This is a genomic window from Lactonifactor longoviformis DSM 17459 (assembly GCF_900129135.1).
Classification (GTDB): domain Bacteria; phylum Bacillota; class Clostridia; order Lachnospirales; family Lachnospiraceae; genus Lactonifactor; species Lactonifactor longoviformis.
The window spans coordinates 1-13215 of record NZ_FQVI01000016.1; the positions used below are offsets into that span (position 1 = coordinate 1).

Annotated in this window: 9 protein-coding genes and 1 pseudogene; 8 read left to right on the forward strand and 2 right to left on the reverse strand. The window is 49.8% G+C overall.

Annotated features, from left to right (window positions below):
- The 5 genes and pseudogenes from BUA56_RS14195 to BUA56_RS14215 form a co-directional block, all read left to right on the forward strand.
- Window positions 1-264 (forward strand): annotated as a pseudogene (locus tag BUA56_RS14195) (group II intron reverse transcriptase/maturase); the annotation flags it as partial.
- 104 nt (window positions 265-368) lie between these two features.
- A complete protein-coding gene (locus tag BUA56_RS14200) occupies window positions 369-4703 on the forward strand; it encodes an RCC1 domain-containing protein (protein ID WP_072852886.1) in 4335 nt (1444 codons plus the stop codon).
- A 21-nt stretch (window positions 4704-4724) separates the two neighbouring features.
- The gene (locus tag BUA56_RS14205; protein WP_072852888.1) at window positions 4725-5438 is read left to right on the forward strand and encodes a LytR/AlgR family response regulator transcription factor; all 714 of its coding nucleotides are present in this window, start codon (window positions 4725-4727) and stop codon (window positions 5436-5438) included.
- On the forward strand, window positions 5438-6718 hold the full coding sequence (locus BUA56_RS14210) for a sensor histidine kinase (RefSeq protein ID WP_072852890.1): 1281 nt from the start codon (window positions 5438-5440) through the stop codon (window positions 6716-6718). Before BUA56_RS14205 ends, BUA56_RS14210 begins: the two co-directional genes overlap by 1 nt.
- A gap of 138 nt (window positions 6719-6856) precedes the next feature.
- A complete protein-coding gene (locus BUA56_RS14215; RefSeq protein ID WP_072852892.1) occupies window positions 6857-7609 on the forward strand; it encodes a hypothetical protein in 753 nt (250 codons plus the stop codon).
- On the opposite strand, the gene proB is transcribed toward BUA56_RS14215, so the two are convergent.
- Window positions 7592-8386 (reverse strand): glutamate 5-kinase, encoded by a 795-nt coding sequence (gene proB, locus BUA56_RS14220; RefSeq protein ID WP_072852894.1) that lies wholly within the window; start codon window positions 8384-8386, stop codon window positions 7592-7594. The genes BUA56_RS14215 and proB overlap by 18 nt on opposite strands.
- A gap of 121 nt (window positions 8387-8507) precedes the next feature.
- Here proB and BUA56_RS14225 point away from each other — a divergent pair, with 121 nt between their 5' ends.
- The 3 genes from BUA56_RS14225 to BUA56_RS14235 all read left to right on the forward strand — a co-directional run bounded on the left by BUA56_RS14225 (window position 8508) and on the right by BUA56_RS14235 (window position 11739).
- Window positions 8508-9374 (forward strand): LysR family transcriptional regulator, encoded by an 867-nt coding sequence (locus BUA56_RS14225; protein WP_072853027.1) that lies wholly within the window; start codon window positions 8508-8510, stop codon window positions 9372-9374.
- Window positions 9375-9669: 295 nt separating this feature from the next.
- Window positions 9670-10506, forward strand: coding sequence for a tyrosine-type recombinase/integrase (locus tag BUA56_RS14230; RefSeq protein WP_072852895.1), 837 nt, complete (start codon window positions 9670-9672; stop codon window positions 10504-10506).
- 330 nt (window positions 10507-10836) lie between these two features.
- Entirely contained in the window at window positions 10837-11739 is a 903-nt protein-coding gene (locus BUA56_RS14235) for a helicase associated domain-containing protein (RefSeq protein WP_072852897.1), read from the forward strand.
- Here the strand turns inward: BUA56_RS14235 and BUA56_RS14240 are convergent.
- Window positions 11734-13194, reverse strand: a complete 1461-nt coding sequence (locus BUA56_RS14240; RefSeq protein WP_072852899.1) for a GntR family transcriptional regulator — start codon at window positions 13192-13194, stop codon at window positions 11734-11736. The two genes, BUA56_RS14235 and BUA56_RS14240, sit on opposite strands and share 6 nt — an antisense overlap.
- Window positions 13195-13215 lie beyond the last annotated feature (21 nt).

The following is a 13215-nucleotide window of genomic DNA, read 5'->3' on the forward strand; positions in this document are numbered from 1 at the left end:
ATAGACGAACTGAACTCATGGCTGTATCACCGTATTCGTATGTGCATATGGAAACAGTGGAAGTTACCCAAAACAAGGAAAAGAAACCTTATGAAACACGGAATACCCGAATATTTTGCACATCAGGCGGCAAACAGCCGCAGGAAATACTGGTATGTATCGGGAATGGGAGCGGTCAACAGAGCATTAACAAAAGAAAGATTGATAAACAGTGGCTTCTATGATTTAGCCACTGCCTATCAGTCTGTGCACGTCAACTATTGAAACCGCCGTGTACCGAACGGTACGCACGGTGGTGTGAGAGGACGGGAGTTAATCACTCCCTCCTACTCGATCTGAAGGATAAACATATGAGGGAGGTTTTCAACATGAAAAAGACTGCGAAAAGGCTGATTGCCTGTGTAACTGCGTTTACTGTTTTCCTGAGCCAGCCCATAAGCCTCAGGGCGGAAAAGGAAGGAAATCCGGGGGAAACTGCGGGGAGGGAGCTTGACTACAGGACAAGGATTTCTCACAGCGGAAGCGGCGTAAATGCCGCCCACGGAATTGTGAAAAAGGATAACAGTCTCTGGACCTGGGGGCCCAATAACTGGGGGCAGCTGGGCAACGGGAGCTTCAGTGATGTATCCGCCCCGGAAAAGGTTATGGACAATGTGGTGTCTGCGGTGATTTCTCATACCAACGGCCTGGCGGTAAAGGAAGATGACAGTCTGTGGATGTGGGGAAATAACCAGAGCGGTACCCTGGGGATCGAATCGCCTTACGGGAATCATGCGGAACCTGTACAGGTGATGGATGAGGTGGCGCAGGCGTCTACAGGAAATCTTATGTCTTTTGCAGTGAAAAAGGACGGCAGTCTGTGGTTCTGGGGAGCCAATGACGATGGGATATTTGTGGAAAAGGAGATTACGGAGGAGAAAAAAATATACCATCCGGTGAAGCTGCTGGACAATGTGCAGAAAGCAGTCATGGGAAGCGGCAATTTTGCGGCCATAACAACCGATGGCACCTTGCTGATCTGGGGAAGAAATCACATGGGGCAGCTTCTGGACGGAACCACGGAGGACAGCCCCGTACCAAGCCCTGTGATGGATGGGGTTGCCGACGTGAGCGTGGGAGAAAACGGGACGTTTGCGGCACTTAAGACTGACGGTACCCTGTGGTTCTGGGGAGAAAACGGGGGCAAGTTCGGAAACGGAACCAGGGAGAATTCCACGGAGCCGGTCATGGTAATGGAAGACGTGAAAATGGCGGACACTTTCGGCTCCGGTTTTTCCGCTGTGGTGAAAAATGACGGAACCCTGTGGACTACCGGAGGGGACAGTTGGGGCGCTCTGGGGAATGGTCCGGAGGGAAGCACCGCAGAATTTGTTAAAATCATGGATGAGGTGGAGTGTGTGAAGCTCTCAGACTTCTCCTTTGCGGTGAAAAAGGACGGAAGTGTCTGGGCCTGGGGATTTAACGAATACAGTAAGAACATGAGCGGCGCTCCCGAGGCCATTGAGACGCCTCTCCAGTATATGGAGCCTGGAACTATGCTGGAAGGGCCGGATCCCACTATCTCTGACACCCAGTCTCCCCGGGAGATCACAGACCTGGAGCTGTTTACAGAATACCCCCAGTATCTGAGCAATACATCCGTTTCTCAGGTGGAGCAGTTCATGTGGGACGCTGCAGCCGGCGCCCTGGATGAAGTGTACAAGCATAATTTTCTGTCGGCATACCAGTACGCATTAAAAGAAGGGGGCACCAGCATTCTGCTGGAAGAGTATCTGGGAAAACTGTGCGATTTACTCGGTCTGTCATACAGCCCCTATGAACGGCTATATGACAAGCTCCTCAAGGAACAGACCCAGGAATTTATCAGTGACCTGTCAGAGAAGGAACGCTATTATGACAGCCTGAAGAGCCAAACGGGGGAAGTGCTGAAGGAACTGAAGGGTTTGAACGCCATCCTGGAGGCAGGAGATACCATAAATGTGGAGCTGTGGGCGGATGCTCTCCACCAGGCAGTCCCGGATCTCTCAAAGAAGAAGTGCATCTCTTTGCTGAAGCAGTGTGAAAGTGATGCCGGAAGAATCAGCAAGGACTTAAAAAAGCTGAATTCAGCCCTGTCTGTGGGAGACATTTTAGTGACTGGTATCCTTCTCCTTGAGACGGATAAGACGCTGATTGGTGAATTAAAGGAAGAATGCAGACAGTACGGCATCCAGTCGGAGCTGTACCGGGGACTGGATCTTCTGGAAAAGGAGATCAGCCTCAATGAGAATACACCCGGGGCATTTTTCCTGGAAAAGTTCTATTCCGGAAAAGCCTTAGGGTGGCTCACCGGTCAGGCAGATGAAAAACTGCTGAATCTGGTCAGCCATTTCTGGAAAAGCGGAAGCGCCGGTGAAGAGGCGGTAAGTATGGTGGCACAGTTGGTTGTATCGGGAACCGCAGAAATCATGGGTCTTATGCTTCCCAATGCGGATAAGGCTATAAAAGCCACAATACAGCGTTCTTTTACTGACTGTATACGCGCCAGGCTGATTACCGGACAGCAGATTACGTTCCTGGAATATAAAAATCAGGGCGTGTGCCCGGATGACATAGAGGATCAGATAGAAAAATATAAAATCCTCTACGGGACGTATCTGAAATCTCTGCAGCGGGACATTACACTGACACAAAAGCTGGTAGACAAACCTGGCTATACCCGCACCAAACAGAGACTGAAAGACGCCCAGACCATATACGATAAATATAGTGTAGAGAAATACCTGGAAATGTGCAAAGCCCAGATTCTGAGGGATGAGGCAACGAATCTGAAGGGGATACCAAACGGGGACGGTACATTTACAGTGACTGGATATGCGCTGGAGGAGACGCCCAAGAACCTGGTCATTCCCGGTGAGGTTCTGGGATATCCGGTGAGCCGGATTGCAGACAATGCGTTTTTAGGGGATACCAATATACAGACACTGGTGATTGAGGCGGAGGACACAGCCGTTGGCTCCCAGGCTTTCCGGGGATGCACGAATCTGACAGAGGTTTATATAGGAGGCGGAGTGCATACCGTGGAGGCGTCTGCTTTTGCAGACTGTACCGGCCTTGCCGTCCTCTCTATGGGGGAAGGAATCAGGGAGATCGGGGAGGAAGCATTTGCAAACTGTGTCAGCCTGGGCCAGACAGAGATCCCCTATTCCGCGGCCACGGTGGGCGCCCGGGCCTTTGCGGGCTGTACGGCGCTGGAAGGAATGGGAATTCTTTCAGAGAATGCCGTATTCGGGGAACAATGCTTTGAGAATGCTCCCCTTGCCGAAGTCGCCGGGGTTGCCGGGACCTCAGGGGAGGTGATCGCAGAAGAAAGCGGATCTGCTTTCGTACCCAAAGAACCCAAGGTGGAGAGTATATCGGTGAGCAAACTGCCGGATAAGCTGGAATACCGCCTGTTTGACGACGCTGACACCGCCGGTATGGAGCTTACGGTGCAGTACAGCAGCGGAGCTTCTGAAGTCATTCGGGAGGGATGGACCGCTGCCGTGACTGCGCGGACCATCGGAGAAAGCTCCGTGCAGGTGTTTTATGGAGATCAAAATACGTCTTATCCTATCACAATCCTTCCCGATAAAGTATCCTATACTGTGCACTATGTAGATGGAAACGGCAGATTTATCAGCCCTTCCGTCACCAGAGAAGGGACGGCAGGTGATACGGTGAGGGAGGCAGCCATTGTGATCCAGGGATATGAGGCAGATGTGCCTGAGGCAGAGCTGACGCTGGATATCTATAATAATGAACTGTATCTCACCTATCATGAGAGAGAAATTAAGGAGCTGAACACGGCGTCTGTCACCTCTCCGGAGAAGGCAGTCTACACAGGAAAAGAGATAAAGCCGTCTGTAACGGTAAAAGATGCAGAGGGAAATATACTGATCGAAGGAACAGACTATACGCTCTCTTACAGAGACAACAAGAACCCGGGAACCGGAAAGATTGTAATTACAGGGAAGGACAGCTGGACAGGGACTGTGATAAAAGAATTTGCCATCTATATCTCAGGGGTTTGGCGGTCAGATGCCAGGGGATGGTGGTATGCCTATGCCCACGGAGGCTATCCCAAAAGCAAGTGGGAACTGATTGACGGAAAATGGTATTATTTCGATGAGGGAGGGTACCGCAAGACCGGCTGGATCCGGCCGTCAGGAACCTGGTACTATCTGAATTCGGAGGGTATCATGCAGACCGGGTGGGTGAAAGCCGGCAGCACCTGGTACTATCTGAACGGAAGCGGAGCGATGCAGACGGGCTGGTTGCTGGACGGAAAAACCTGGTATTACCTGAACGGAAGCGGGGCGATGCAGACCGGCTGGGTGAGGATCGGGGGAACCTGGTATTATCTGAACGGAAGCGGAGCGATGCAGACCGGCTGGCAGAGGATCGGAGGAACCTGGTATTACCTGAACGGAAGCGGAGCGATGCAGACCGGGTGGCAGAGGATCGGAGGAACTTGGTATTACCTGAACGGAAGCGGGGCGATGCAGACCGGCTGGGTACTGGACGGAAAGACCTGGTACTACCTGAGCGGAAGCGGAGCGATGCAGACCGGATGGCAGAAGATTGGAAGGGACTGGTATTATTTTAACGGAAGCGGAGCCATGGCAGTTAACACCTGGGTAGGAAATTCTTATGTAGGGGCCGATGGCCGCTGGATTAGATAACTGACGGAAAGTGAGATTCTTATGCTGCAAATTGCTATATGTGATGACGAAAAGTATTACAGAGACCGAATACAGACGCTTCTGGCAGGGTATCTCAAGAAGCGGCAGCTGGAGTATGCCATCACTCGGTTTCTCTCCGGGGAGGATTTCCTGAGCCGCAGGGAAAATATTGTACAATATGACATTGTTTTTCTGGACATTAGTATGAATGCCATTGACGGCATTGAGACGGCCCAGCAGATTCGCGCCTTTCAGTCCAGGACAGAGATTGTGTTTGTCACAGCATTTTTCAGCTATGTCCTGGAAGGCTATAAGGTAAATGCCGTGCGGTATATTCTGAAAGATACCCTGGACACCGCAGTGGAGGAATGTATGGATGCCATACTGCGAAAGCGGCAGCTGCGGCAGGTATCCTTCTCCTTTCTGGAGGGGGAACGGAGGCTGTACACGGACAATATTCTATATATTGAGAGCAGGAAGCACAAAGCAGTCTTTTTCTGTCTGGATGCAGAGCTTGTGAACCTTGCCATTTATGACAAGCTGGATCACATAGAACAGCAGCTGGAGGGATATGGGTTTCTGCGGATTCATAAGAGCTATCTGGTGAATATGAAACACATTCTAAGAATCAGCAATTACAAAGCCGAACTGGATGTGGGAGGAGAGCTTCCCGTACCCCGCCGCAGATACCAGTCAGTAAAAGAAGCGTTTGTGGCTTATAAGGGGGCATTGTGATGGGAACTGTGGTGAAAAGCCTCGTCTTATGCCTTCTGATGGGGCTGTGCTGCAAGATTTACTTTGAGACACTGGCGAAGAGGCGGACCCCGGGGATAAAATGGCTCGGGAGCACAAGCCTGCCGGGGTTCACACTGGGATTTATGGTGATTTCATTTACCCGGATTCCTCCCTATATTCTTCAGCCTGTGCGTCTGATTCTGATTATTTTTATTGCGGCACAGATCTATTACCAGCTCAGGATCCTGCAGAACTTTGTACTGACGGTGCTGTTTTGTGCAGTTTTCTGGATGACGGAGATACTCACCGGGGCAGTGCTCTATGCTCTGCCCCGGGGACCTCTGATCCCGGAGCAGATGATAGAGCCTTTGGCCATAGGGGTTCTGGTTTTACTTATGCTTTTGTTTCATATCCGCTGCAGAAAGAGAGGCCGGCTTCGCAGCGCGGGGTGGCTTCGCTTCGGGTATCTGCCAGTATGCAGCATGGTAGTGGCGGTGGCTCTGAGTATGGTGCTCTGGGACAGCAGCACGGTGAATGCTGCGGCAAGACTTGTGATAATTATGGGGTTTGCAGTGTTTTTTGGAATTACCCTGTACTTTACAGGAGATATCCTGGAGAAAGAAGAGGAGATGCAGAACCTGCGGCTTTCCCGGGAGCGTACCAGGAACCAGATGGCTGTGTATCAGAGCATGCAAAGAAGCTATGAGCAGCAGAGAAAATTCCTCCACGACTATAAAAACCAGCTCACCTGCATCCAGGGGCTTCTGGCAGAGGGAAAGGAAGAGGAGGCTGCCGGCTATGCGGCAAAGCTGGCGGGGAGCCTTAAGAAAAGTGCAGATACGGTAAATGCCAATCACACAGTGGTTAATGTGGTGTTAAACCAAAAATACCGGTACGCGGAGGAAAAGGGCATTGCCATGGTTTTGGCTGTGAACGATCTGTCCGGACTGGCGATGGAGGATGAGGACCTGGTTACTCTGCTGGTAAACCTGCTGGACAATGCCATAGAAGCATGTGAAAAGCTGGAAGACGGCAAAAAGGTGATACAGTTTAAGATGATACAGGAAGAGGAACAGCTGATCCTTTCCGTCCGAAACCCGGTGAGAGCACCGGTGGAGATTAGGGGAAACAAGGTGATGAATTCCGGAAAGCAGGGACCGGGGCATGGAATCGGGCTCCTGAATGTGGAAGAAGTGATAAAGAAAAATCATGGAACAAGTACACTGCAGTGCAGGGACGGATGGTTTTATTTTGCAGCCATGTTTCCTGTACGGCAGTAAATTATGCCGCCTGTCTGCCGGGAAGAGGCGCCTTTTTTTGCTATCTGACCGTCTAATGGTGCTCTCCCTGTTGAATCCTCCCAGGGGGCCGGGTACTATAGGAGATAGAACAAACAGCAGCAGAGGAGGATAACGCCCATGAAAAAAGCAGCCGGCAGGGGAATACTAACCATTGTGATCTTGTCCCTGTGTATGACTGCCTGCGGGGGAAAGGGCGGTGCGGCAAAGGCCGGGACTCCCGCAGATGCAGTGGAAACTGCCCTGGAGGCAGTAAAGGAGCTGGATTTTAAAACGTGTAACCAGTATACGGACAATTATGTGAAAACCTATAAAAACTGGCTGGGGATTCCCACAGAACGGGAATACCGGATATTTAACGAGCTGCAGCAGCCGGGGATGAAAAGGGGGAGCAAATTCAAGGCCAATAAGCGGTTTGCAGAGGAGGTTGTCAGAAATCTGTCCTGGAACCTGGGTGAGGTGCGAAGGCAGGGCGATAAGGCAGAGATTGATTTGGAGATCACCAATACGGATATGACGGACGTTATGGGGAATTATACGATTCACATAATGGAGGATATGATAAAAGTTGACGGAACCGGACTTCGGCAGCTGGTACGCAGCCTGTCCGAGATAGACTATGACAAAGGCAGGGTACTTACTTATCTGGAGCAGGCAGAGGGAACCCGCACGGAAGCGGTCACTGCCGCACTTTATCAGAAAGACGGGGAATGGAAGCTCCATCTGGATGAGCCTTTGATCCGCGCCGTGATGGGAAACCTGAATGCGGAGACGTATTCGGAAGAGGTAGAAGAGCGGCTGGAACATCTGGAAGCAGAGTACGAGAGGAAGATGGAACAGTGGGGAGAGGAAATATTATTTCCCCACAAATAGCGTACCCGCATTTACGCCTTTGACAATATCGTATATCGACTGCGGTCTTTTGCCATTGGTAATTATGGTATCAATGCCCTGTGCTGTGGCAAGAGACGCAGCCTGCAGCTTTGTGCGCATACCGCCTGTACCACGGCGGGAACCCGCGCTGCCTGCAAGACAATATACGGTTTCGTCAATCTGCTCGAGCCGGCTAATCAGCTTTGCATTTGGGTAAAGCCGGGGATCTGCGTCGTACAGACCATTTATATCGGATAATATAATCAGCTGTTTTGCCCCGCATAGAACCGCGACTACCGCGGAAAGCATATCATTGTCCCCGAACAATCTTTCGGCGGACTCAATTTCCGTATAGCTTACGGAGTCGTTTTCATTCACAACGGGGATAATTCCCATCTCAAGAAGTGCATTAAAGGTATTTGTCAGGTTTTCTTTTTTTTCTTCCTGCTCAATATCCTCCGCGTTCAGCAGAATTTGGGCGATTGTCTTATCATAATCCCCAAAGAATTTGTCATACAGATGCATAATACTGCACTGACCTACCGCAGCTGCCGCCTGTTTCATCCGCATGCTGGAAGGATGCTCTTTCATTTTAAGCTTATTTGTTCCAACCGCAATTGCGCCGGAAGATACCAAAATTACTTCATAGCCCATATTTTGAATATCGGACAGGACACATGCGAGGCGGTCAAAGGAACGCAGGTCGCTTTTCCCCATTTCATTTGTAAGAGTGGAAGTCCCCACCTTTATCACGATTCTGTTTTGGTAAAGTCCCATATCACACACTCCTGCTTGACTTTATTTTGTTTACAGTCTACCATGTATTATATAATTACAAAAGCGAATGTTTAGCATGGGAATCATAATAAAACCAGATATTAGAAACAGGGTGATACATATGGATATGAATATTCAAAAATACATGGCGTTTGTTAAAACCGTTGAATACGGCAGTTTTACAAAAGCTGCTGAGCGTTTGAACTATTCTCAATCTGGCATTAGCCGTATGATTAATGACTTGGAAAAGGAATGGAAACTCGTTTTGCTGGAGAGAGGAAAATCCGGTGTAAAGCTGACCAGCGACGGTATGAAGCTGCTTCCTCATGCAGAAAATGTCTGCAGGGAGTATGAGAAGCTGCAAATGGAAGTGAATGAACTGAACGGTCTGCAATCGGGACTGATCCGTATCGGTACGCTTTCCAGTGTAGCCGCACACTGGCTTCCGAAAATTATCAGAGAATTTCAAAAGGTGTACCCGAACATTGATTATGAGCTGCTGCTTGGAGACTATGCGGAAATTGAAGAATGGATATTGAACGGACGTGTGGACTGCGGCTTCCTGCGTTTGCCAACCTGCCCTGAATTTGAAACGATTTTTTTAGAGCAGGACAGACTGCTCGCCATATTGCCGGAATATCACCCGTTGGCACACCTTGAGAAGTTTCCGGTTGTGGCCCTCTGTGACGAACCATTTATGCTCTTGGAAAAGGGCGCCAAAGCTGAGGTCTCAGAAATATTTGAACGCTGTAACTTGACACCTAAAGTACATTTTACCACATGGGATGACTACGCGATCATGTCAATGGTGGAAAGCGGTCTTGGCATCAGTATCTTACCGGAATTGATTCTAAAGCGTGTTCCATATCGGATTATCGCAAAAGAATTAGATGTTCCCGCATACCGAAAAATAGGCATTGCTCTTCGGAGTAAGAAAAAAGCTTCTCTCTCAGTGAAACGGTTTTTAGACTATCTGCAATATCGCTAAGTTTTCAGAAATATGGAACGCCCCTTTACTACAGAGGATGAAAGGACACTTCAGATATGAGGTGTCTTTTCTCATGTCTGCAGCCGCCCCACCTTTATGCCCAGGGTCACAGATCGGCGTTGATTTTACAGTATGGAATTTTTTACAATATCTAGTATAAAATCCCATGACCAGGATATGAACGATATACTCCGCGTCAGCTCATACCTCCGGCTGGATTTGATTTTATATAGTTACATATTATTGCATGTGTCGGAAATGATAATATGTAAAAATAGATTTTGGAGGAATATACATGCAGCGTATCACAAATCATGAATTATCTGTGTATGAGAAATGCCTGAGACAAGAGGAGAAAAGTCAGGCAACTCTTGAAAAGTATATGCGGGATATCCGACATTTTCTCGCATTTCTGGAGGATCGTACCGTCAGCAAGGAAGAGACCATTGCCTACAAAGAATATCTGGCGCAGAACTATGCCCCGGTAAGTGTGAATTCTATGCTCGTGGCAGTAAACGGATTTCTGCGGTTTTTCGGCATGCAGAAATGCTGTGTCAGACTTCTGAAAATCCAGAGGCAGATTTTCTGCCGGGAGGAAAAGGAACTTACCCGCCAGGAATATAAGCGTCTGGTGCAGGCGGCAGCGGGCACCCAGACTTCCTATGTACTGCAGACAATCTGCGGGACGGGAATCCGTGTCTCGGAGCTGCAGTACATCACGGCAGAAGCAGTGTACCAGGGAAAAGCAGCGGTAAACTGCAAGAATAAGACACGGATCATTTTTATTCCGGGACCTCTGCAAAAGCTGCTCAAGGAGTATATGAAAAAAACAGGTCTTCAAAGCGGTCCGGTATTTTTAGGGAAAAATAAAAAACCCCTGGACAGGAGTTATATCTGGAGAAAGATGAAAGAATTGTGCAGAACAGCAGAGGTGGCGCCGGAAAAGGTCTTCCCCCATAATCTCAGACACCTTTTTGCAAGAGTCTTCTACAGCATAGAAAAAGACATCGTTCGTCTGGCGGATCTGCTTGGACACAGCAGCATAAATACCACAAGAATCTACACCATGGAGACCGGGGATCAGCATATCAGCCGTATGGAACAGGTACAAAAGATACTGCTCACAACATAATATTCATTATGTGACCTATTGGGGTGTTCCGGCCTGACAAAACGGCCTGTATGCTTTTGCTGAAATACTGGAAAATATGAAAAAAGGCACATAAACAAAGCCGACAGAAGCAGGCTTCACGATCGGCTTGTTTTTGTTGCCTTTTTTGAAAAAACTCCATAAAACGCCTATTTTCTCTTGAGAAAATAGGTGAATGGTGCTATCATTATGGTACGCCGGTAGGTCACATAATGAATATTATGTAATACCTGAAGGAGTAAACGGCAGTCAAGCCCTCCGGCATTGGCTGGGGGAGAAATACGGCAATCGGATTAGGATGCGGTAACAGATATGGGAGAGAGAACGTATCGAAGACAAGAGTGGGAAGAATGGTATCAGAACGCCAGGGCGTATGCGGATACTTTTGGGAATCTGCTGGTTCCCCACGACTATGTGACGGCAGACGGGTATCGCCTGGGACGCTGGATTGAACGGCAGAGAGCCATGCATAATGGAGTGATTCCGTCCTCCCTGGACCGGGAACGCTGCCTTGCGCTGGAACGCATTGGCATGGTGTGGAAGCTGGAAAAGCGGCTCTCGTGGGAGACCTGGATGGCTATGGTGCAGGAATACCATCAGGAATATGGGGACCTGGATGTGCCCACAGATTATACTGCTAAAAACGGATGTCAGCTGGGCTATTGGATCAAAGAGCAGCGGAAAAAGTACAAGGGGGGATATCTGGCAGAGAAACAAATACGGGATCTGGAGCGTTTTGACATGATCTGGAGCTTCTATGAGCGAAAAGACTGGAAGGACTGGCTCCGGCTGGCAGAGATGTATTACCAGAAACACGGGAACCTATTGGTTCCGGCTTCCTATCAAACTGCAGACGGGGACCGGCTGGGGAGCTGGATCTTTGTACAGCGGGAGCGGTATTGGGGCGCTAATGGCCGCAGGCCGCTGTCCCGGGAGCAGGTAAAAGCCCTGGAACAGATTTCCATGGTTTGGGGGCTGGACCGGGTGAGGGAGGAAAAGTGGAGTGCCATGGTCCGGTGGATCGAGGAGTATAAAAACCAGTATGGCTGTCTGCCCCTGAGACCCTCCATGAAGGCGCCGGACGGGCGCAGCATGGGAAACTGGATTTCTCTTCAGAGGACGGCGCTTACCAGGGGAAAGGTGGCAGAGGACAGAAAAATGCGGTTGGAGGGTCTGGGAATCTATCCCTTTGGCAGTACGAAGACGCCCTTATAGCTTTTGGGGAACCTTCAGCAGTCCGGCCCCGGATTCTCCTCTTTGGATGCAGGAGCTGTGAATGGTTTGAAACAGGTACATATATCCCTCGTGTAGATCCCTGAGGCAGCCCTCCCGATCTCCCTTTTGCAGAGAGAGAAATGCGTGTTCCCCCAGTTTGTTTAATTTCTGCATACTTGGACTGGTACTGGTGTAAAAGGAATAAAAATACCCCCAATTTAAGATGTCTGTGACTTCTCCTAAAATCACCTTCAGCGGGTACAAAGGCACGCGGGGCAGCAGGCAGTCCATCCATTCCTTCAGACAGCTCTTGGGAGAGCGGGCGAAACGGTCCTGCAGTTCCTGCTCCAGCGCTGTGTCCTGCCGGTCAAAGACCAAAGCAGCGGCAGGGCGGATGAGGAAGGTGATGAGCTGCAGGCCGCATAAAAACATAAAGGTATCCTGCCGGTGGTTTGGATGCCGGGACCTTTGGTGGATTCGCCATTTTTCGTGGGAGAGAACCACACTTCCCCTGCCGTTGATGGTCTCGATAAACCCCAGGGACTGAAGGACCTTCAGTGCTTTGCGTATGGTAGATAAGGACACCTGGTATTCTTTTCCCAGACTGGACTGGGATGGAAGCAGCGTTCCCGGAGAATATATGCCGGTGCCGATTTTTTCTACCAGATCCCTGCCGATTTTTTTATAGAGAGAATCCCATCCCCATCCTGCGTTCCAGTTGAAGGCAGACTCCCTGTCATCTCTGACATCCGGATGCAGAGCCGTCAGCAGGTCAAAGGATTTTTCCGCAGTTTGAAGGACCGCGCGGTAGTGGGCGGCAAAGCTGCGCTGTACCGTATAACTGTCGGACTGCAGACAATCTAAGAGCCAGTCCGCGTGGTGTAATTCGGTATATGGAGTATAGCCGGTAATGAGGCGCTGGTATTCTGCCAGAAAGGGTACTTCCGCGTAGATCTCCAGGGATGCGTAAAAGCTGCTGATAAGAAAGTTGCCGGAGGAGAGAAGTACGTCATGTATTATATTTGAGCAGAGCTGCCAGCTCCCGGTGAGTCTGGGCCGTTTGATCCATTTGACAGCCTTTTCATAGCTCGGCAGTTCATATACGCTGACTGATTTGGCGCAGAAAGCGAGAATTTCAGGCATGAGGAGTTCCATAGTCCGGTAGATGTCTAAGATGGCCGTGCGCTTTCTGACAATGGATCGGACAGAGGCATTTTCCTTTTTTAGAAACGGCGCCTGGTAGATAACCACAGCCCGCTGTCTCTCCCGGGTACGGATCAGGCCATCCCTCTGAAGAAGCTTCAGGACGGTTTTTATGGTTTTTGTGCCCACGCGGTGCTGTTGGGCAAGCTGGCGGACTGAAGGCAGCTGGCTGCCGTATTCCAGCTGACTGTTTAGAATCTGCTCTTTTAGGATTGTATAGACAATCTCGTATGCATGTAGTGTTGACTGCAAAGGGTCACCTCCGTTGATTTG